The 21290-nt window shown below is 46.8% G+C and carries 17 protein-coding genes and 1 tRNA gene; 8 read left to right on the forward strand and 10 right to left on the reverse strand.

The genetic code is table 11. The annotated features are described in order from the left end of the window. Positions 1-276: 276 nt before the first annotated feature. The 4 genes from pssA to rluD form a co-directional block, all read right to left on the reverse strand. On the reverse strand, positions 277-1137 hold the full coding sequence (gene pssA / locus NOG12_RS08835; RefSeq protein ID WP_313933029.1) for a CDP-diacylglycerol--serine O-phosphatidyltransferase: 861 nt from the start codon (positions 1135-1137) through the stop codon (positions 277-279). A 118-nt stretch (positions 1138-1255) separates the two neighbouring features. Continuing rightward, complete coding sequence (gene clpB, locus NOG12_RS08840) at positions 1256-3829, reverse strand: ATP-dependent chaperone ClpB (RefSeq protein WP_313933030.1); 2574 nt, start codon at positions 3827-3829, stop codon at positions 1256-1258. Between the two features lie 72 nt (positions 3830-3901). After that, positions 3902-4612: a peptidoglycan editing factor PgeF gene (pgeF, locus tag NOG12_RS08845; protein ID WP_313933031.1), complete on the reverse strand. Its 711-nt coding sequence runs from the start codon at positions 4610-4612 to the stop codon at positions 3902-3904. A 2-nt stretch (positions 4613-4614) separates the two neighbouring features. Then, the gene (gene rluD, locus NOG12_RS08850) at positions 4615-5583 is read right to left on the reverse strand and encodes a 23S rRNA pseudouridine(1911/1915/1917) synthase RluD (RefSeq protein WP_110076154.1); all 969 of its coding nucleotides are present in this window, start codon (positions 5581-5583) and stop codon (positions 4615-4617) included. 121 nt (positions 5584-5704) lie between these two features. On the opposite strand from rluD, the gene NOG12_RS08855 reads away from it, so the two are divergent. Beyond that, a complete protein-coding gene (locus NOG12_RS08855) occupies positions 5705-6478 on the forward strand; it encodes an outer membrane protein assembly factor BamD (protein WP_153826145.1) in 774 nt (257 codons plus the stop codon). Positions 6479-6548: 70 nt separating this feature from the next. Here NOG12_RS08855 and glnB read toward each other — a convergent pair whose 3' ends face one another. The 4 genes from glnB to NOG12_RS08875 all read right to left on the reverse strand — a co-directional run bounded on the left by glnB (position 6549) and on the right by NOG12_RS08875 (position 9853). Next, positions 6549-6887: a nitrogen regulatory protein P-II gene (glnB, locus tag NOG12_RS08860; protein ID WP_110076152.1), complete on the reverse strand. Its 339-nt coding sequence runs from the start codon at positions 6885-6887 to the stop codon at positions 6549-6551. Continuing rightward, positions 6884-8530 (reverse strand): NAD+ synthase, encoded by a 1647-nt coding sequence (locus NOG12_RS08865; protein WP_313933032.1) that lies wholly within the window; start codon positions 8528-8530, stop codon positions 6884-6886. Before NOG12_RS08865 ends, glnB begins: the two co-directional genes overlap by 4 nt. 118 nt (positions 8531-8648) lie before the next feature. Beyond that, a complete protein-coding gene (locus NOG12_RS08870; protein WP_153826147.1) occupies positions 8649-9209 on the reverse strand; it encodes a DUF1285 domain-containing protein in 561 nt (186 codons plus the stop codon). A gap of 17 nt (positions 9210-9226) precedes the next feature. Continuing rightward, entirely contained in the window at positions 9227-9853 is a 627-nt protein-coding gene (locus NOG12_RS08875; RefSeq protein ID WP_153826148.1) for a LuxR C-terminal-related transcriptional regulator, read from the reverse strand. A gap of 191 nt (positions 9854-10044) precedes the next feature. Between NOG12_RS08875 and NOG12_RS08880 the strand changes: the two genes are divergently transcribed. Together NOG12_RS08880 and pdxH are read left to right on the forward strand one after the other, a co-directional pair. Further along, positions 10045-11727, forward strand: coding sequence for an amidohydrolase (locus NOG12_RS08880; protein ID WP_313933033.1), 1683 nt, complete (start codon positions 10045-10047; stop codon positions 11725-11727). Between the two features lie 19 nt (positions 11728-11746). After that, on the forward strand, positions 11747-12415 hold the full coding sequence (gene pdxH, locus NOG12_RS08885; protein WP_153826150.1) for a pyridoxamine 5'-phosphate oxidase: 669 nt from the start codon (positions 11747-11749) through the stop codon (positions 12413-12415). Here the strand turns inward: pdxH and NOG12_RS08890 are convergent. Next, the gene (locus tag NOG12_RS08890; RefSeq protein WP_313933034.1) at positions 12412-13479 is read right to left on the reverse strand and encodes an Ldh family oxidoreductase; all 1068 of its coding nucleotides are present in this window, start codon (positions 13477-13479) and stop codon (positions 12412-12414) included. The genes pdxH and NOG12_RS08890 overlap by 4 nt on opposite strands. 69 nt (positions 13480-13548) lie before the next feature. Between NOG12_RS08890 and NOG12_RS08895 the strand changes: the two genes are divergently transcribed. The 5 genes from NOG12_RS08895 (at position 13549) to NOG12_RS08915 (ending at position 18466) form a co-directional block, all read left to right on the forward strand. Continuing rightward, positions 13549-14583: an ATP-dependent 6-phosphofructokinase gene (locus tag NOG12_RS08895; RefSeq protein WP_162014547.1), complete on the forward strand. Its 1035-nt coding sequence runs from the start codon at positions 13549-13551 to the stop codon at positions 14581-14583. 99 nt (positions 14584-14682) lie between these two features. Continuing rightward, on the forward strand, positions 14683-15618 hold the full coding sequence (gene speB / locus NOG12_RS08900) for an agmatinase (RefSeq protein WP_313933035.1): 936 nt from the start codon (positions 14683-14685) through the stop codon (positions 15616-15618). After that, positions 15618-17525: a biosynthetic arginine decarboxylase gene (speA, locus tag NOG12_RS08905; protein WP_313933036.1), complete on the forward strand. Its 1908-nt coding sequence runs from the start codon at positions 15618-15620 to the stop codon at positions 17523-17525. Before speB ends, speA begins: the two co-directional genes overlap by 1 nt. Before the next feature lie 105 nt (positions 17526-17630). After that, positions 17631-17706 (forward strand) — tRNA-Phe (locus tag NOG12_RS08910). An 88-nt stretch (positions 17707-17794) separates the two neighbouring features. Further along, on the forward strand, positions 17795-18466 hold the full coding sequence (locus NOG12_RS08915) for a hypothetical protein (RefSeq protein WP_313933037.1): 672 nt from the start codon (positions 17795-17797) through the stop codon (positions 18464-18466). Between the two features lie 66 nt (positions 18467-18532). Here NOG12_RS08915 and NOG12_RS08920 read toward each other — a convergent pair whose 3' ends face one another. Next, positions 18533-21247, reverse strand: a complete 2715-nt coding sequence (locus tag NOG12_RS08920) for a TonB-dependent receptor domain-containing protein (protein ID WP_313933038.1) — start codon at positions 21245-21247, stop codon at positions 18533-18535. Between the last annotated feature and the right edge of the window lie 43 nt (positions 21248-21290).

The raw sequence follows: 21290 nt of genomic DNA on the forward strand, positions 1-21290 counted from the left end.
TTTGCTTGGCTTGGTATATTGTTAAAGAGCGTTCGCTTCTTCAGTGAAGCGGGATGCGTATTTTACGCTTTCCCTGGTTCAGGTCAAGATCCTTTTCGATCTTTTTTTCAGTTTTCACTGAGTTGAACCTTGGTTGATTTCCTACTCGTTATTTGGCGGTTTGACCCTGCCGCTAACTTCTCGGTGACAACGGCGGCGAATTATAAGGATCATATTCAAAGGCGCAAGATCTTTTTTCACTTTTTTGTGCTGACTGCGCCTTTTTTGTTCGATCGTTTATTTATCGCCCTTCACCTGCTCGCTTTTTGCGCTATCCAGTTCTACTTCGTTCGATTGCGCTTGCTGCGCTGGCTTTACTGATGGCTCAGCATTACAGTCGTCGGTATCACCAACAACATGCTCTAACTTAATATTTTTCACAGTCCGGAACGTAGTGATTGGGCCTGAAATGGCATAAAGCATAAAAATAGAGAACAAAACTAGTGATGGCTCGGTGGCTACTACAACAAAAGCCAACACAATAGCTAAGATAGCAATAAATGAAACGCGTCCGCGCCAATCGACATCTTTAAACGAGTGGTAACGGAAATTACTTACCATTAATAGACCGGCAGCGATTGTAATAAAGGCAGCCAAATAATTAATGCTGGTTGGATCGATTTCATATTTACTACCCACCCATACTAAACCACTCACAATTGCGGCAGCACTAGGAATAGCTAAACCTTGAAAGTAACGTTTGTCGGCAGTGCCAAGGTTGGTATTGAAACGGGCTAAGCGTAATGCACCGCCAGCCACAAAGATAAAGGCAGCTAACCAACCTAATTTACCTAAGTCAGAGAGCGCCCAATTATACATTACTAATGCAGGCGCCATACCGAACGACACGATATCGGCCATACTGTCGTATTCAGCACCAAAAGCGCTTTCAGTGTTAGTCATACGAGCAACGCGTCCATCTAACCCATCAAATACCATAGCGATAAATACCGCCACGGCAGCAGACTCAAACATATTGTTCATTGACGCGACAATCGCAAAGAATCCTGAGAACAAACCGGCTGTTGTTAACAAGTTAGGCAATAAATAAATGCCTCGCGCTTTTGCGGTATTCGCTGTGTCTGGTTTATTGGGCATAACGTCTTCGTCCTTTCAAAAATGGTCGCACAGCATAGCATAGCTTATATGGGGCAATAAATAGCCGAGTATTGTGGTACTCGGCTATTGTTTGTTTCACCCATTGCTGTTGTATGGTTTACTGAGATATCACCAACCGCTCATTCTCTACATCTACTTTTATTAATTGTTGCGGCAGTAACTTACCCGCCAAGATTTGTTGCGCCAACGGATTTTCAAGCTCCTGTTGAATGGCTCGTTTCAGCGGTCGGGCACCAAACACTGGGTCAAAACCGGCTTTAGCTAAATGGGCTAAGGCAGCTTCAGTTAACTCCATACGGTAATCACGCTCAGCTAAACGTTGATATAACCGCTGCAATTGAATATTAGCGATGTTCTTAATATGTTCCTGGGCTAATGGATGGAACACCACCGTTTCGTCTACCCGGTTAAGAAACTCTGGACGGAAGTGATGTTGTAAAATACCCATCACATCTGCCTTCATTTCATCATAACTTTGCTGGTGAGCTTTTTCCTGAATAACATCAGAGCCCAAGTTCGATGTCATGATGATAACCGTATTACGAAAATCAACAGTGCGACCTTGGCCATCGGTTAAACGACCATCATCCAATACCTGTAATAAAATATTGAAGACGTCTGGGTGTGCCTTTTCAACTTCGTCTAACAAGACCACCGAATAAGGCTTGCGGCGTACCGCCTCGGTTAAATAACCACCTTCTTCGTAACCAACATATCCTGGCGGTGCTCCCACTAAGCGCGATACGGAATGTTTTTCCATAAACTCGGACATATCAATCCGTACCATGGCTTCATCAGTGTCAAACATGAAGTTAGCCAAAGCTTTGCACAATTCCGTTTTACCTACACCGGTTGGGCCTAGGAATAAAAATGAGCCCAATGGCCGTTGCGGGTCAGATAAACCAGCACGAGATCGGCGAATAGCGTTAGCAACAGAAGTGACTGCTTCGTCTTGTCCTACCACGCGCTGGTGTAATTGTTGCTCCATCTGTAACAATTTCTCACGTTCCCCCTCAAGCATCTTGCTTACCGGGATGCCAGTCCAACGCGACAACACATCTGCAATCTGTTCGTCGGTGACTTTATTTTTTAGCAAGCTCATACCCTGCTCATCGGCTTCAGTTGCCGCCTTAAGCTGACGCTCAAGCTCAGGTATTTTGCCGTATTGCAGCTCAGACATACGATTAAGATCACCAGCTCGGCGCGCTATCTCAAGATCGGTTTTGGCTTGCTCAAGTTGAGCCTTAATGTTTTGCTCACCTTGCACTACCGCTTTTTCAGCTAACCACACCTGTTCTAGCTCTTGGTATTTACGCTGCTGCTCGGTTAACTCCTGCTCTAGTAAGGTAAGGCGTTTTTTACTCGCTTCATCTTGCTCTTTCTGTAGAGCCTTTTGCTCTAACTGCAACTGAATGATACGGCGCTCGAGTCGGTCTAAATCTTCCGGCTTAGAATCGATTTGCATCCGAATGCTTGATGCCGCCTCGTCAATCAAATCAATCGCTTTATCTGGCAATTGCCGATCACTGATGTAACGATGCGAAAGCGTTGCGGCAGCCACAATTGCAGGGTCAGTGATTTGCACTGAGTGATGCACTTCGTAGCGTTCTTTCAAACCGCGCAAGATCGCAATGGTGTCTTCCACCGATGGTTCATCCACCAGTACTTTTTGAAAACGGCGTTCTAACGCTGCATCTTTCTCAATGTATTGGCGATACTCATCTAGGGTGGTTGCGCCTACGCAATGCAACTCTCCTCGCGCCAGCGCTGGTTTAAGCATGTTACCGGCATCCATGGCGCCATCAGCTTTGCCGGCGCCGACCATGGTGTGAAGCTCATCAATGAAGAGAATAATACGCCCTTCTTCTTTACTTAATTCGTTGAGCACCGCTTTTAATCGTTCTTCAAACTCACCACGATACTTAGCACCAGCCAGCAAAGCGCCTAGGTCAAGGGACAACACTCGTTTGTGTTTTAAGCCTTCCGGCACCTCACCGTTGACGATGCGTTGCGCCAAGCCTTCAACAATGGCAGTTTTACCTACACCTGGCTCACCAATTAACACTGGGTTATTTTTAGTGCGACGCTGTAACACCTGAATGGTGCGGCGGATCTCTTCATCACGACCAATCACAGGATCTAACTTGCCCGATTCTGCTCGTTCAGTTAAATCAATCGTGTATTTTGTTAGCGCTTGGCGTTTCTCTTCTGCGTTTTGATCATCCACAGCTTCTCCGCCCCTCACTTGTTCGATAGCTTGTTCAACCGCAGCTCTGGCGATTCGGTGGCGCTTGAAAATCTCACCTAAGGCACCCTTATCTTCCGTTGCAGCAAGCACAAATAGCTCTGATGATATAAATTGATCTTTGCGTTTCTGTGCATATTTGTCGCATAGATTTAACAGACTTGCTGTGGCTGGCGATACCTGAATATCGCCGCCGGTACCTTCTACCTGGGGTAATTTATCTAATGCTGCGGCTAAGTCTGAACGAAAAGCCGCCAAATCTACTTGCATTAGCGTAAATAACGGCCGCAAGCTGCCGCCATCTTGTTGTAACAAAGCTTGCATTAAATGCAATGGCTCTATGTAGGCGTGGTCACGCCCTAGCGCCAAAGATTGCGCCTCTGCCACTGCCTGCTGAAATTTATTGGTTAATTTATCGAATCGCATGATAACCCTCTTAAAAAATCATTAATCCTGACATTTAATGTGGGTATTATTTCGACAAATTCAAGGGGGAAATTAAATTTTCCAGATTAACGTCGCTATTCGCCCACACAGTGGATTGCGGCGGTAAGAATAAAACCTTTGGTCTGAAAAGGTACAATAACCGCTTTGAGTTATCTGTTCTACTCCTTGCTGAGCAAGAATTCGTTGCGCTAAAACAGGTAAATCAGCAAACCACTTACCTGCAATATGGGGACGAAAACTAATCTCATCAACAAGGCCTTGCGATAAAAATGGCTCGCGAACATCAGCACCTACCTCATAGGCGGTTGCAGAAATAGCGGGCCCGATCCAAGCTGTGAGCTGGCTTGCTGGCGTTGCAAAGTTAGCTAAGGTATTGGTGATAATCCCTTGTGCTAAGCCACGCCATCCGGCATGAATAGCGGCGATTTCTGAGCCATCGTTAGCTGCTATTAAAATGGGTAAGCAATCTGCAGTTAATATCGCACAGACTTGGTGCGCCTGATTGGTATAACTAGCATCGGCGTTCAGCCCCGTCATTGGCGCATCTGAGTGCAATGCTGAGAGGTTTAGCACACGAGTACTATGGGTTTGTTGTAGCCAACGAGGACTACTGGGTAAGGCTAATTGGCGCACTAACTGACGGCGCCGAAGCAAGACTTGAGCAGGATCATCCCCAACATGAACCGCCACATTACCCGGAGCTGCGGTTGTGGTAACCGCAGCTTTCACACCCGCAGGTAATGTCCAGTTAGGGATAAGCATGGTTAATCGATGGGAAACTCTTTACGATCTGCGCGTAGCACTGCCAGCAGCTCCACCATATCGGCCGGCGTTGGCGCATCCCAACTTAACCATTCACCCGTTATGGGGTGGTGCAACGATAGGCGTGCGGCATGTAACGCTTGCCGACGAAAGCCGCGGAGCATTTCCAGCAAAGGCTCGCCAGCTTTTTGCGGAGGTCGAGGCCGACCGCCGTAAGTAAAGTCGCCTACTAACGGATGACGAATATGTGCCATGTGCACCCGTATTTGATGGGTCCGGCCAGTTTCTAAGCGCAGCCGCAAATGCGTGTGCGCACGAAACCGTTCAACCACTCGATAGTGTGTTACTGCCGGTTTGCCTAGCGCCACTACCGCCATATGCGTACGCTTCGTTGGATGACGGCCAATGGCTTCTTCAACAGTACCGCCAGCAGTCATGGGGCCGTTACACACAGCTTCATATTCGCGGGTGATTTCACGATTTTGCATGGCCGCAACCAAGTGTGTTTGCGCCGGAATAGTTTTTGCCACCACCATTAATCCGGTGGTGTCTTTGTCCAAACGATGCACAATACCTGCTCGCGGCACTTGATCGATAGCAGGAAAATGATGTAACAACGCGTTCAACAAAGTGCCATCCGGAGTACCGGCACCAGGATGAACAACTAAGCCCGCGGGTTTATTGATCACCATAATGTCATCGTCTTCGTAGACAATATCTAACTCAATCGGCTGCGCTTCAAAGCGTTTTACTTCAACTAGCACGCCGTCGATTTCAATATCCATACCGGCCAAAACTTTTTCTCGCGGCCGATCGACGACCTCACCATCTATGCGTACTTGTCCATCAGTTATCCAAGTTTTTAACCGTGACCGTGAATAGTCAGGGAACATCTCAGCTACTGCTTGGTCCAAGCGCTTACCGTTGGCAGATTGTGGCACTGTGCCGGATAAAGAAATGTGTTCACTCATAAATTATAAATAGGACCTGTGAAAGCAGCCGTTGCTGCGCTAGAATGCATTGAATGTATATAGTGTACCTGTTTGGTCCGCTGCACCAAAGTTAAATCAACAGAGATTAAAAAAACTAATTATGAAATTACGACTTATTTTAGCTTGCGCAGCAGTAATTGCAGTTAGCGCATGCTCAGGAACACCTGATGACCAATTTGATGATAGCCGGCTAAGTGACGTAGAAAAAGGCTACGAGCGAGCTAAATCAAGTTTAGCGAACGGTAACATTAACAACGCGCTACAAATTTTAGAATCGATTAACATGCGCTATCCGTTCGGGCCATTGACGCACCAAATACAATTAGACCTAATCTACGCTTATTACAAGGTTGGTAATCTAGATAAAGCGTTGGCAACCATCGACCGCTTTGTGCGCTTAAACCCCAATCATCAAGATTATGACTATGCGCTATACATGCGTGGTTTAACCAACCAACGTACTGCCGAGAATACTATTCAAGAGTTTTTCGGAGTTGATCGTGCAGACCGCGACCCAACTAAAACTCGTGAAGCTTTTGATGATTTTGCCGAGTTGGTTCGTCGTTTTCCTGACAGTAAATATGCTGCAGATGCGCGCCAGCGTATGGTCGCTATTAAAAGCACCTTGGCTCAGTACGAACTTGCAGTAGCTCAATATTATGTGAAGCGCGAAGCTTTTTTATCCGCCGCTAACCGAGGTAAATACGTGCTGGAGAACTTCCCTGATACTGCCGAAGCTGAAACTGCACTTATCATTATGGCCAACTCATACGAGCAGTTAAATCTGGACCAGTTACAGCAAGATACAGTTGCTACCTTGCAGAAAAACTTTCCGAATAGCCGATACTTCCGCCGCGGTCTTGGGCAAGATTAAAAGCTATCGTCACTATAAAAAAGCCCTAGTCATTAACTAGGGCTTTTTTAATGCTTAACCAACACCCCGACTAAACGGCATCTTCGTTTTCTTCACCAGTACGGATCCGAATAACCCGCTCAACGTTGGTCACAAAGATTTTACCATCGCCAATTTTTCCAGTTTGTGCTGTTTCTAAAATAGTATCAATGCAACGATCCACTTGATCATCAGCCACCACAATATCAAGTTTTACCTTAGGTAAAAAATCGACCATGTACTCAGCACCACGGTAGAGTTCTGTATGGCCTTTTTGCCGACCAAAACCTTTGACTTCTGACACCGTCATACCGGCAATACCAATTTCTGACAGAGCTTCGCGTACGTCATCTAGTTTAAAGGGCTTGATAATAGCTTCTATTTTTTTCATGGTTTGCTGCTGCCTTCTAATTGACGTTCTATTTCATAACGAAAATGGTTGGTAATTGGATACCGGCGATCTTTGCTAAAATTACGCGATGTAATTTTCGGTCCAACCGCTCCTTGCCGACGTTTGTACTCATTAATATCAACCAATTTGATCACACGCAAGACATCAGCCCGATCAAAACCACAATCGATAATAGCTGCTGCCGACCAATCTTGCTCAACATACAAGGTCAGAATTTTATCCAGCACCTCATAGGGCGGAAGGTTATCTTCATCCTTTTGATCCGGAGCTAACTCGGCCGATGGTGGACGCGTGATCACCCGCTCAGGAATCACCTCTTGCGCTTGGTTACGATAGCGAGCTAAAGCAAACACCAAGGTCTTAGGAATATCTTTCAAAGGCGCAAAACCACCACACATATCACCATACAATGTACAGTAACCTACCGCCAACTCGCTTTTATTACCGGTAGTAAGCACCAACGAACCGGTCTTGTTAGACAACGCCATCACAATCACTCCACGACTTCGCGCCTGCAAGTTTTCGGTGGTTGTGCCCAGCGCATCATCGCCAAATAACGGGCTCAGTTGCTGCATGAAACTATCATAGATAGGCTCTATGGCAACCACATCATAGTTTACGCCCATGCGCTCGGCTTGCAGTTGCGCATCGTCTTGGCTCATTTGCGACGTGTATTTGAATGGCATCATTACGGCATGAACTTGCGCAGCACCCAAAGCATCTGCTGCAATCGCTAAAGTTAACGCCGAATCAATGCCCCCAGATAACCCCAAGGTGACGCCTTTGAAGCCGTTTTTCTGCACATAATCACGCACACTCAGAACCAACGCTTGATAAATCAGCGCCAGCGGCTCACTAGCGTACGGCCGCCAATCATCTATCCCACTAAAACCGGCGTCGGAGCTATAGCTAAGAGTCGCACAGCAAGGTTCGCAATGGGGTAACTCGGCCACTAACTCGCCGGTAGCTGAAAGCACCAACGAATGGCCATCAAACACCAACTCATCTTGGCCACCACAATTATTAACATAGATAACCGGACAAGCCTTCTCATGGATACGTTGTTGCAGAATGTGGAAACGCTGCTGATGCTTATCAACCTCGTAAGGTGAGGCATTTAACGACAACACCAAGTCTACCTTTTCGCGTTGTAGTGCCGCCCAAGGTTCGGCATGCCAAATATCTTCACAAATGAGCAAGCCAATGCGATAGCCCTGATAATCGAAAAAGCCTGTTTGATGACCCGGGATAAAGTAACGCTGCTCGTCAAACACCCCGTACTGAGGCAAGCGTTGCTTGTGATAGCGTGTTAATAACTGACCTTGGTAGAGCACTGACACGCTATTAAAAAGCTCATTACCAACCCGTTGCGGATGCCCAATAACTACGACGCTGTGCTGCGCGGCTGTGGCAATTGTCGTGATAGCTTGTGCAACCAACTGTTCAAAGTCTTCACGAAACAATAAATCTTCCGGCGGATAACCGGTAAGAGCTAATTCTGGAAAGACAATGATGTCACTATCCTGATGAGCCTGCATGGTCGCCAAAATAGTTTTTAAATTTTGATTGAGTGCACCGACGGTAAAGTCTAATTGTGCCAGCGTTAACTTAAGTGGCCGCATTCATTGGTCTCTATAAAGTAACTAAATCGAGGTCGGCTATAATAGAGCAGCGTCGGCGTGTGCGCAAATAATCTGCGCTTTAGCGCCCTATTAGCCATACTTTCTCACTAAAGCACACTTACTCGGACTTGGGATCTGGCTCAAGCTCAGCTAACGTAAACTTCTGCCCAGCACTGGTTAGCACTAAGCGTTCACGCTGCTCACCTAAAGCATTAGTATACAACTCAGGCTCCGCAATCTCTGCCCATTGATACAACACATTGCGGTGCACCTTAGCCCAAAGTTCGCGACCACAATCCACATAAGGTACTTGGCCACGCATCTGTACCGGATGGGTTGTGGATAACGGGAAGCTTTCACCGATATTGGTAGTCACACCAATGACTTGGTCTTGTTGATGTTGCTGGCGTTGCCAGGTGGTGATCATAAAAGGAACATCAACTACGGTAATTTTGACTTTTTCAACGGGAGTTACCAAGAAATAATCTTCGCCTTCCTTCACTAGTACCGAGGCGAATAATTTAACCAGAGCTGCACGTTGAATCGGCGAACCAGAATAATGCCATTGCCCATGCTCATCAATTAGCATGGGCAACTCGCCACAATAAGGAGGGTTCCATAAATGGGTGGGTGCCTGTTGACGTTGTTCGAGCGATTTTAATAACTGCTCTAACTGCATATACCCACCTCAATTCATTAATTAACTAAACGCTTCTGCCGCAATAAATACCAGAGCGTTGCTTCCGTGCGATTAGACACTTTAATGGCTTTGAAGATTGCTGATAAATGAACTCGAATGGTTCCTTCAGTAATACCAAGAATAGTAGCAATCTCTTTGTTTGATAAACCTTGTGCCAATAATTGCATGATTTCTAATTGGCGTGGCGATAAGAAATGTTCAGCACTACCTTGGCGCGCACCACTACCAGCTAGTCGTGACTCATCCGGCAAGTAACGGTCGTTATTGAGCAACACTCGAATAGCTAACTTAGCTTCTTCTGCCGTGGCATCTTTAGGCAAATAGCTACGCACGCCGTTACTCAGAGCTTGGCGTACTTCAGACAACGGACGCGCCCAACTAAACAGCACAACATGCGCTGTCGGAGCCATTTTTTTCAGAGTTTGCAAAGTAGGCCGTACTTCTGCGTCAGGAATATCCATGTCGAAGAAGATCAGGTTATAGTCACTTTGATGGCGCAAATATTCCTGCGCTATCTCGAAAGATGGCGCTTCGTAAATGGCTAGGTCTTCAGAAAAACTAGTTAATACCTGAATTAGACCTGCCCGCACAAAAAATTGAGAATCGATAATGAGTATTTTCATGGCATACCACGTGCAGCAACATTTCCCTATTAATGAAGCTATTGTACACTGTTTAACGAATGTTTGAAGTTTCAGTGTTATTGAATTGTAAATATATGTAAAAAGTGCAAAGACCGCTAAAATGCTCTAAACAACGATAATTCTAATAACTAGCCGAGATGGCAATAAAACAGCCAACATTGGAGTAAATAATGACCACCCTTCGTTTATGCACAATTGTTTTATTTTTGTTGTGTACATCGGTAACAGCTAAAACAATACTCTTTACTAATGCAAACGGCTACACCCTTACCGGTGAACCAGGCACAGATGCGCAACTTAAGCAGTTTAATACCTTACTTATCATTAATGGCAAAGTAGCCGCAGTTGGCGATTATGAACAACTGAACAAGAAGCTTAATCTAGCTGATATTACTAATCAAATTAATCTACAAGGCAAAACTATTTTGCCTGGACTCATTGACGCCCACGGCCATGTATTGGGCCTTGGTCAGAACTTGATGCAAGCAGACTTACGCGACGCGGCCTCGGAAACGGCAGCCGTTGCTGCAGTTAACAACTTTGCTAAACAGAACCCGCAATTAGAATGGGTGATAGGACGCGGCTGGAATCAAGAAAATTGGCCAAGTAAAGAATTTCCGCAACGCAACAGTTTAGATGAGGCGATAACCGACCGCCCAGTCTATTTAACTCGGGTAGACGGCCACGCCGCGTGGGCGAATAGCAAAGCGTTAGAACTAGCTGGCATTACTGCTGCCACGGTAAGCCCCGAAGGCGGTGACATTATTCGTGATAGCAACGGTGAGCCGACCGGAGTATTGATTGATAATGCCATGGCTTTAATCGAACAGAAGCTACCGGCAGCGAGTATTGAACAAACTAAACAAGCCCTACAATTAGCCTTTGACCATTTGTTAGCGCAGGGTATTACCAGCGTTCATGATGCCGGTATTGACGCTTTGAACTTAAAAGCTTATCAAGACCTTGCTGCACAAAACATGCCCTTGCGAGTCTACGCGATGTTATCTGGTAGCGAGCCCAAGTTAGCTGAACTTTTAGCGCAAGGAGCTATTGTTAGCGATGACGATAAACTCACCGTTCGTAGCGTCAAGATTTATGCCGACGGTGCGCTAGGAAGTCGCGGTGCGGCGTTGCTCGAACCCTACTCAGACTCGCCTCATCAGCATGGTTTGATGGTTACCTCACAAGAAGACATGCGCGCTCTATATCAGCTGATTATTCCCCATGGCTTTCAAATCAATACTCATGCCATTGGTGACCGCGCTAACCGTATCGTGTTAGATGAGTTTGCGCATGCCTTTGAGCTCTTTGGCGGTACCAACCTGCGCCATCGAATTGAGCACGCACAAGTGGTGCACCCGGATGATTTGGTGCGGTTCAAACAACTCAATATTATTGCATCGATGCAGCCTACCCATGCCACTAGCGATAAGAACATGGCAGAAGATAGGCTTGGTAAAGCCCGAATGAAAGGCGCCTATGCTTGGCAAACACTTGCCCAGCAAGGCACTATTATTGCCGCTGGCTCAGATTTCCCAGTGGAACTTGCTAACCCCTTCTTTGGTTTACATGCAGCCGTAACCCGCCAAGACCGTGATAACCAACCCCAAGGTGGCTGGTACGCTCACGAAAGCTTGACCCTAACGCAAGCGTTACAAGCTTTTACTTTAGATGCCGCTTATGCCGCAGGTCAGGAACAGATCCTTGGCACCTTAGAGCCGGGCAAATGGGCTGATTTCATTGTGTTGGATCATGATCCCTTTGCGCGTGATGCCGCTATACTATGGCAGAACCAAGTGCAAGCCACTTACGTTGCTGGCGAACGCGTGTATCACCAAGCAACGACCAAGTAAGTCATAAGGAAGGATGATAATGAGCCAAGCTGATGTACCGGAAAATTCTTTAGATATTAAACATGTTCGGCGCGATTACACGCAAGGGCGGTTAACTCGTGATTCGCTGCAGCAGGACCCGATGCAGCAATTTGCGAATTGGTTTCAAGCGGCCAAAGATCATCCTTCACAAACGGACCCAACTGCTTTTACTGTAGCCACCGTCAGCGCTGATGGGCAACCTCATCAGCGCGTGGTGCTGTTAAAAGAAGTGCGGACCGATGGCTTTGTGTTTTACACCAATTACAACAGTGCTAAAGGGCAAGACATTGCGCACAACCCCAAAGTAGCCATGCATTTTGCTTGGCTAGCGTTGGAGCAGCAAATACGCATTGAAGGGCATGCGGAAAAAATCAGTCAGGCAGAAAGCGAAAGCTATTTTTACCAACGCCCACGTGAGAGCCAATTAGGCGCTCTGGCCTCTAGCCAAAGTAGCCCCATTGCAAGCCGCAGTGAATTAGAGCAGCACTATCATCAACTCACCGAGCAATATGAAGGAAAAACCATTCCCATGCCTGCGCATTGGGGCGGCTACCTGATTAAGCCGCAACGCTTTGAATTCTGGCAAGGCGGCCGTTATCGCTTACACGACCGCTTTGTTTACCAGCTGGGCAAGCATGGCTGGAACGTCCAACGCCTGCAGCCTTAAAGGCATGGCGGCAAGTCTAAACCTAGCTTGTCGCCCAATTTAGCCAACTGGTGTAACAGTTGAGGGCTATATTCTATGCCCTGTTGTAGTTGCTGTTTTCGCCGTGCCAGCGCACCTTCCCCCGGAATTCGAACCGGCTGGGATGCTGTAATCGGCGTACATTGATGAATCCCATCAACCAACGCTTGCGCTTGCGCCTGAAATGCTTCTGAAGCGCCCAAAGCACTTGGGTCGATCACTTGAATCCACACGGTATTGGCATCCAGACCCGCTTGTTCCTGATGTCGTCCCCATTGACTCAAGGCGAGCGTCCACAGTTCGCTAAATAAATTCAACCCAGAGCCTTTATAACCTAACAATTCACCACCTAAACTGGCCAAAACACTGGGCGGATCTTGCACAAAGGTAGCAGGATCACAGGTGTAATCACCCGCAGCAGTAATCAACGCAGGATACGGCAGCTGTTGTTGCTCCGCCAAGGCTTTACGAACCTTACCGGCGGCGGTCATGGATAAGCTCACATCAAACAGGACCGGATCGCTCAGCGTTGGTGCCCCGATCGCAAAAGGGTTTGGTGAAAACCAAGCTGATTTAGCGCCATGTGGCGCCACCACCGCTTGCCCAGGCGTGGCACACATCATTTGAATCAGCATGCCGGCAGCTACCGCCTGTTCTAAATACACAGCCAAAGCGGCAACATGTTGGGTACGGCGCACCAACACAGTGCCGGTTCCATAATCACGCGCCATCGCGATGGCTCGAGCCACTGCTTGCGGCATCACGTATAGCCCCGAGAGCAAGTCGGCATCCCACAATTCCAGCGCACCGCGTTGACTTATCACTCGCGGCTCACCGCTTGGTTTAGTCTGGCCCTGTTGCAAACAATCAACATTGTATTTTAAGCGCATCAAACCATGGGTCCGAAACCCCAGCAAGTCGGCAGCAACCAAGTGCTGAGCCATAGCTGCAGCAACAGGATCAGTGGCTCCAGCCTGTTGCAAGCACTGTTGCGCCCAAGCTTGCATTAATTTTACATCGATTCGTGGATTTTTTTGCTCTGTCATGCGGTTCTTCGTTGTAAATTGATGTGAGTTGGTTAAGCTTATCAAATAAATGACAAGAGGAGTAAATGTGTGTCAGCAACAACATCAAGACAAAGGATTGGCGTACTCACCAGTGGTGGTGATGCCCCCGGCATGAATGCCGCATTACGCGCCGTAGTTTTAGCCGCTGAGCATTATGATATGGAAGTTATTGCATTTCGTCATGGCTACGAAGGCTTGTTAAACAATGAATATTTATCGCTAAAGGCAGCCGATGTCCTGCACGTCTTACAATATTCAGGAACCATCATTAAAAGTGCCCGCTGCCCGCGGTTCAAAGAAGTAGCAGCAGCGCAATTAGCAGCCGAGAATCTTGATGCTCTGGGGCTCTCTGCGCTGGTGGTGATTGGTGGCGATGGTTCGTTTCGCGGTGCTGAACATTTGAGTCAGTATTGGCAGGGCCAAATTATTGGGGTGCCAGGCACCATCGACAACGACTTGTATGGTACCGATGCCACCATTGGCTATGCCACCGCGGTCGCAATTGCCATGGATGCCTTGGATAAAATTCGTGATACGGCCGATGCGATGGATCGGGTATTTATCGTTGAAGTCATGGGACGTCATGCTGGCTTTATTGGTTTAAGCAGTGCCATGGCTGCTGGTGCAGAACGGATGATTTTACCAGAGCTGCAACGCGATAAGCCGCTAACGGTGGCGGCCTTAGTTAAACATATCAAGCGCGTAGAAGCGGTGCGCGGCCCTGGTAGTTATGTGATGGTGCTCAGCGAACATCAATGGCCAGGCGGTGCCGTAGCCCTATCGGAACAACTCGAAGCAGAGTTTGATATGCCGTGCCGACCTTGTTTGCTGGGCCATATTCAACGTGGTGGTGCGCCGGCTCCAAGTGATAGAATTTTGGCATCGCAATTGGGTGTGCATGCCATCGAATTGATCTTACAAGGCGCCACGCGCGTTATGGCAGGGATCAAAGCGAATCAAATGGTGGCCGTGCCACTGGTAGATACTTGGACCAAGAAAAACCCGCTGGATGAGAATTTATTACGAATTCAACATGAGATTTTTAATCCAGTAAAAAAGAGTGCTAACAAGCCGTCGCAATAGTGGCAATTTAAGCCAATTGCGCAGATAATATGCGCCCTTTTCAAAGACCCATAGCTGCGCTTGCGCAGCCTCTTTTTTTACTGATGGAGGTGAGTGACATTGAGCACACATCAACCTAAACAAATCGCAACCCTAACTATTGCGACCGAACAACCGGTACGCGAGTTTTTTGGGGCCCAAGTAGAGCAAGCTATTTATGCTAATGGCACTCATATTATAGGTTTCGGCTTTGACGGTACCGCCTGTTTCAGAAAAGGTACCCGAAACGGTCCAGATGGTCTTCGCGCAGTTTCTGAAGATATCGAAAGCTATTCGCCCTACTTAGACGCTGATTTGTTTGATTTACCTTTTGTAGATTTAGGTAATCTATCGCTAGGCGATAGTGACGATGTCGAAGCGCAATGGCAGTTCGCCACCGATCAGTTTGATGAAGCTTTTGGTGCTATCGATTTAGCCGCTAACAACGTGCGCGTGCTTACCCTAGGGGGCGAGCATTCCATCTCTTATGCGCCTATTCGTAAATATTTAGCTCAGTACCCAGATATGGTGTTATTGCATTTAGATGCTCACGCAGATTTACGCGATGGTTTTTTAGGCTATCACTATTCTCATGCATCTATCATTCGCCGTAGCTTAGATCATTTCGGCCCGGGACATCAGTTAATTCAGTACGGTATTCGCTCAGGTACGCGTGAAGAATATCAATACATGAACGAGCATGGCACGGTACGCAAATCACGCCAAGATTTTCTAGCCAGCGTTGCTGCGATACCAGCAGATCGGCCAGTCTATTTGACCTTGGATTTAGACTATTTTGACCCGGCCTTTTTACCGGGCACAGGTACACCAGAACCGGGTGGTGAAGATTTCCATTCGTATGTCAGCTTGATGAAAATTTTACGCGAGAAAAATCTGGTTGGCGCCGATGTGGTTGAGTTATCTCCAGAAATCGACCCAACGGGCAACTCAGATGTGTTCGCTGCTAAAATTGTGCGCGAGTTATTGATTATTTTAAACGAAAAAGGAGTTCGCTAATGGCAGAACCATGGAGTATTGATGACGCCGAAGAACTCTACGGTGTAAAGCGCTGGGGCGCGGGCTACTTTTCGATCGGTGCCAATGGCAACATTCAGATTGCCCCCAATCATCGCATCCCCGATGTCACCATCGATATGCAAGAAGTAGTGGATGAAATTTTAGCTGAAGGTATTCAATTACCAGCGGTTATTCGTTTTCACGACATTTTGCGCTCGCAGGTAGAGATCTTAAACGAAACCTTTGCTAAAACGATTACTGATGCCGACTACCAAGGTCGCTATGTAGGTGTGTTCCCGATTAAAGTAAACCAAATGCGCGAAGTGGTTGAAGAGATCATCGATGCCGGCGAACCCTACGATTACGGGCTTGAAGCAGGTTCAAAACCTGAATTGATGGCGGTATTGGCCTACAACGAAAACCCCAATGCGTTAACCGTATTGAATGGCTACAAAGACGAAGATTATTTAACGCTGGCCCTACTTGGCCGTCAATTACGCCGCAAAATGATCATCGTCATTGAGAAATTCAGTGAACTAGAAATGTTGATACCGCTCGCGAAAAAGCTTGGGGTAGAACCTATGATTGGCTTACGCAGCAAAATGATGGTGCGTAGCGCAGGTAAGTGGGCTGGCTCAAGCGGCGATCGAGCTAAATTTGGCCTAAGTATTACCGAAATCTTAAACATTGTTGAACTCCTAAAGAAAGAAGATATGCTGCATTGCGCTAAGCTGCTGCACTTTCATATCGGTAGCCAAATGTCTGATATCCGTAAGGTTAAAGAAGCGGTATCTGAAGGTGCTCGACTCTATGCCAAACTGGTACAGCTTGGAGTTCCGCTTGAGTACCTCGATATTGGTGGCGGCCTAGGTATTGATTACGACGGTACTAGCTCTACCACAGATTCATCACGTAACTATTCTACCGATGAATACGTGGCAGACGTGGTTTACGGCGTTAAGCAAATTTGTGACCTAGAGCAGGTGCCCCACCCTAACCTCGTAAGCGAGAGTGGCCGTGCCATCACAGCTCACCACAGCTGTGTGGTGACCAATATTGTTGGCGAAATTAAGAATACCGGTGCCCAGTTTGATATCAGCGCCAGCAGCAACGAACATATTTTAGTTAGTAATATGCGGGAACTGGTAAATGCGAACGACATGCACCCACAAGAACGCTACAACGATGCTGCGTCATTCAAACAAAGCGCATACGAAGCTTTTAAACTGGGTATTTTATCGCTCGAAGAGATGGCCAAGCTAGATACCATGTATTGGCGTATTCTCAGCGAGATTCATCAATCGTTAGATCGCGAAAGTTTCGTGTTCCAAGAGCTTGAAGAGCTTGAAGATATGCTGGCAAGTCAGTATCTCTGTAACTTCTCGATTTTTCAGTCAGCCGCAGATACTTGGGCGATTGGACAAGTACTACCAATTGTTCCTATTACACGACTGAACGAAAAACCAGAAGTACGCTGCTCTATTGTTGATATCACCTGTGATAGCGATGGTAAGTTAAGCAAGTACATTGAAGGTACCGAGATTAGTGATAACATCCCGATGCATGCACTGCGTAAAAACGAGCCTTATCATGTTGGCATGTTTTTAACCGGTGCTTACCAAGACGTTATGGGCGATATGCATAACCTCTTTGGCCGCTTAACTGAAGTGCACATTTATTGTCACGATGACGAGCCAGGTGATTTCTATATTGAAGAAGTGGTACCAGGCACGGCCGCTGAAAAAGTGCTTGAAACCATGCAGTACAACACTGACTTTATGGCAAAGACTGTGAAGAAGTCGATTGACCGTGAAGTTCGTAAGGGTCACATTGCACCACGCGAAGGTGTACGATGGACAGACTATTACGAGAAGTGTTTAGCCGGAAGCACCTACTTGAAGGTGTAATTTCCAGCAATCTGCGTATTTACTGAGCAAACGGTCCTGTTTAAGTGATTTTCTATAAAAAATCGGTTGACTCAAGACTCAAAAACTCGTTTAATACGCCCCGTTGCCCAGATAGCTCAGTCGGTAGAGCAGGGGATTGAAAATCCCCGTGTCGGTGGTTCGATTCCGCCTCTGGGCACCATTATTCCGAAAACCCCGCTAGAAATAGCGGGGTTTTTTCGTTTTTGCTCTGCTAATCTAAGCATGGAGTTAAACAACGGAGATAAAACATGAAGCTAAGATGGTTGGTCGTCACGGGTCTAGTTGCAGTAGGCGGCTACTGGTATATCACTGACCCCTTATCACAACCTAAGCCATCTCACACCGATGAGCGTGTGGACGAGAATAATCAGCTTCACAGCAACAGCGCTAGTGCACCCTCAGTCACACCAATAATCAGCCCTGAAAAGCCTCTTGCGGCGCCCTACACAGAACCAAAGGTAAGCGAGGATTCTGTACCTACCAGGATCCCCTTTGAGCAATTAACAGAAGCTCAGCAGATGGCTTATTTAATTGAGCAGCTAGACCAACCTGGTGGGTTATCAGGAGAAGCCGCAAGTAATGCACTAAGCCTTCGTGCGTTCAATGATTTTATTGACCAACTGAGTATTGCCTCGGAAATTATAAGCAACTTTGAATATGACTTCAGAGATAGCTTTAATCAGCATTTAGACCAGCATCCTGAGTTTGTGCCTACCGCATTGGAATGTAATCGTAATGTTTGCGCAGGCGTTATTGAATACCCCGCTCACCTTGCGCAAGCCACGGAAGAGTTTACCTGGGGTATGATCTCTGCGACACCTAGGCCAGTCGCTGTGGTAAGTAGCAAAGTAAGTATTGATGGCCGCAACGAAATTCGCTTTGTCTTAAATTATGAAACGGCTACCATCAAAGCCAAGTAGAAACAGATAAAAAAAGGAAGCTCATGGAGCTTCCTTTTTGATTCGAGTTAAACCTGCGACAAACGATTAGAATTCGTAGCTGTAACTTAGGCTGAACACTCGCCCTACTTCACGTGATTGCACGGTAATACCAGACTGAGTTACATCTTGGTCTTCGCCCAATACGTTTTGTACTTTAAAGCTAACTTTAGAATTAAAGTCTGGGTAGAAGTTGTAAACCAAATCTAATGAGTGGAATGGCTGTTCGTAAGCATCACCGCGGCCACCAATACCCGCAGCCAAGATACGCTCGCCAAACACGTTATACACTAACGAGCTAGAATGATTACCATCCATCGAATCATAACCTAGCTGTAAGTTAGCAACGTATTCAGAATGACCCGTTAAGCGCTTAGTAGGATTAGTTAAGTTACCTGCTAACGCCGGATCAATCACCGCTTCTGAATCACTCCAAGTTAAGTTACCGGTGGTAAATAAGCCGTCATGTACATAGGTTAAGTCGTGTAACCACTCAAACTCAATCCCGTATACTTCAGCCGAAATACCGTTCACATAATTCAGGGTGTATTCTTCGTCACCGACACTCAAGACCGATTCGATTGGCTTATCGATATCCTTGTAGAACGCAGACACTGTGTAGTTATCGCCGTTATCAGCAAAGTACTCAAAGCGTGCATCAAAGTTGGTCATTGGGCTGCTAGCTAAACCAGCTCGGCCAATGGTCCGAATATCGGTGATAGGGTCGTAGTAGGCAACAGGCACTGTTTCACGGATATCTGGACGCACTACGGTTTCAGAAAAACCAAAGCGCAACTGATAATTATCATCACTGATGTAGGTTAATGACAAGGCAGGATAGAAATCATCTTCTAACGTGGTACCGTTTAGAATTCGCTCTTCTGAATAGAAGGTTTCGATATCGTTACGATCAAAAATCAAGCTAGAAGTAGCCAACGATACCTGTTTGAACTCTTCCCAACGCACACCACCTGCCAAACGCCAATGATTATTCAAGAACATATCAAAGGCACCGTACAAGGCATCGGTTTTTTGAACGGCTAAGTAATCATCGGCGTCCGGTGAAGTTGGTTCACGATACGACAATAAGAAGTTACTATCGTTGATACGGTCATTGGTTAGATAATCCGTGATCCCCAAAATACCATTCGGATCGTCATTTACCGTTACCCGCAAACCAGAGCCATTATCCATAGCAAAGCGGTCCGTGGTGTAATAACGAGCTTTATCAGTAAAGTCATAGCCGGCTTTAAACTCAATGTCTAAGCCCGCAAAGGTAACTGGCAATGAGAAGTTACCGCTGTAAGATTTCACTTGGTCTTGCATGCCCACGTATTGGAATACCGCGCGGTTGTCATCACCGGTAACGACGGTATTCAGGTAATCGCCTTGGCCGTTAAACAAGTCATCAAAGCGATAGGAAATATCCGTAGGGATATCTGTTTCTGCTTTAGATTCAGTGTACTGCCAATCAAAACCTATACCCCACCAATCTAACAGGGTGTGTTGACCACGCACTTGATCGATATCGAGGGTACGTTCTTCGTATTTAAACTCATGCTCACGGTTAGCAATACCTGAACCATAAATAGTTTTTAAGTTACTACCGTTAGGGCTTTGCATGATGCCAAATTCAGACTCGTCTTCAGCATCGGTCAAATACAATTTGGTGTAACTAACGCTATGGGTATCTAGCTCATAGCCGACACTAAACACGCCATTCAAACGCTCAGTTTCAGTTGTTTGCGTGGTTTCGCTGACGGTGTTGTAACAAGAATTAGCAACCTCTTCAGCACTGTTTAGTGTGGTAGCACAGCCAGCTTCCGCATTTTCACTTAACACTGCGTTTTTACGATCCGAAACGTTCCATTTGGTGTCGTAGGCCGCTGCTGCCAGCACGCCGATATTGCCCCCAAAGAAATCTTCTTCGAAGCTATTACCAATACTAGCTTTAATACTGTAGTTAGGGTCTAGCGATTCGTGCTGCAGACTAATGTCACGCGGTAAGGCTTGCGCCAAACCAGCATTAATAGCACGAGCTTGGTCACTAGCTGAGCCCAACTCATTGGCAACTAAACCGTCTTTGCTAATGATGTTACGTAAACTAAAGTCGCCACGATATTTGACGATAGCATCACGAATATTTTGCGGAACTCCAGCTTCGTTACGATTGTAGGTGTAACCGCTACTGGCGTTATCACTTTGCCCGATACCAACTTCGAAGCTAGCTTGAAAATCAGTCGGCAAAGATTTGGTTCGGATATCAATATTACCGCCACCAAAAGCCGCCGGCATGGATGGCGAAAACACTTTCTGCACCGCTAAGCTTTCAATGATAGTTGAAGGAATGATATCGAGTGGAATAACGTTACGGGTTAAGTCTGGGCTAGGGATACTGGCGCCGTTTAAGCGAGCACTAGAGTAGCGTTCACCTAAGCCACGCACATAAACGAACTTACCATCCACTAGCGTTAAACCAGTGACCCGTCGAAGGGCTGATGCCGCGTCACTATCACCAGTACGTGATAACTGCTCAGCACCAAGGATGTCAGCCACAAAAGCTTGATTTTTGCGCTCATCCACGACCGCTGCGGCACTACCTTGTAAACGCGTTCCGGTCGTCACAACTTCTTCAATGGTGGTATCTGCTGCAGCAACCGGTTCTTGTTCTGCAGATTGGTCTTGAGCGTAGGCCTGGCTGCTTGCCAGCAAGGCAAGGCTAACCGCTACAGCTAACGGTTTAAGGGTATGTTGGGTGCTCATAATCAACTCCTGCGAGGTCTGAAGGAGGGGGCTCGTTGCGATA

The sequence above is a fragment of the Pseudidiomarina fusca genome, assembly GCF_032227045.1.
Lineage (GTDB): Bacteria > Pseudomonadota > Gammaproteobacteria > Enterobacterales > Alteromonadaceae > Pseudidiomarina > Pseudidiomarina fusca.

Bases quoted from the DNA above. Each gene is read 5' to 3' on its own strand.
- pssA (WP_313933029.1), bottom strand. From the start codon at position 1,137: ATGCCCAATAAACCAGACACAGCGAATACCGCAAAAGCGCGAGGCATT.
- clpB (WP_313933030.1), bottom strand. From the start codon at position 3,829: ATGCGATTCGATAAATTAACCAATAAATTTCAGCAGGCAGTGGCAGAG.
- pgeF (WP_313933031.1), bottom strand. From the start codon at position 4,612: ATGCTTATCCCTAACTGGACATTACCTGCGGGTGTGAAAGCTGCGGTT.
- rluD (WP_110076154.1), bottom strand. From the start codon at position 5,583: ATGAGTGAACACATTTCTTTATCCGGCACAGTGCCACAATCTGCCAAC.
- NOG12_RS08855 (WP_153826145.1), top strand. From the start codon at position 5,705: ATGAAATTACGACTTATTTTAGCTTGCGCAGCAGTAATTGCAGTTAGC.
- glnB (WP_110076152.1), bottom strand. From the start codon at position 6,887: ATGAAAAAAATAGAAGCTATTATCAAGCCCTTTAAACTAGATGACGTA.
- NOG12_RS08865 (WP_313933032.1), bottom strand. From the start codon at position 8,530: ATGCGGCCACTTAAGTTAACGCTGGCACAATTAGACTTTACCGTCGGT.
- NOG12_RS08870 (WP_153826147.1), bottom strand. From the start codon at position 9,209: ATGCAGTTAGAGCAGTTATTAAAATCGCTCGAACAACGTCAACAGGCA.
- NOG12_RS08875 (WP_153826148.1), bottom strand. From the start codon at position 9,853: ATGAAAATACTCATTATCGATTCTCAATTTTTTGTGCGGGCAGGTCTA.
- NOG12_RS08880 (WP_313933033.1), top strand. From the start codon at position 10,045: ATGACCACCCTTCGTTTATGCACAATTGTTTTATTTTTGTTGTGTACA.
- pdxH (WP_153826150.1), top strand. From the start codon at position 11,747: ATGAGCCAAGCTGATGTACCGGAAAATTCTTTAGATATTAAACATGTT.
- NOG12_RS08890 (WP_313933034.1), bottom strand. From the start codon at position 13,479: ATGACAGAGCAAAAAAATCCACGAATCGATGTAAAATTAATGCAAGCT.
- speA (WP_313933036.1), top strand. From the start codon at position 15,618: ATGGCAGAACCATGGAGTATTGATGACGCCGAAGAACTCTACGGTGTA.
- NOG12_RS08915 (WP_313933037.1), top strand. From the start codon at position 17,795: ATGAAGCTAAGATGGTTGGTCGTCACGGGTCTAGTTGCAGTAGGCGGC.
- NOG12_RS08920 (WP_313933038.1), bottom strand. From the start codon at position 21,247: ATGAGCACCCAACATACCCTTAAACCGTTAGCTGTAGCGGTTAGCCTT.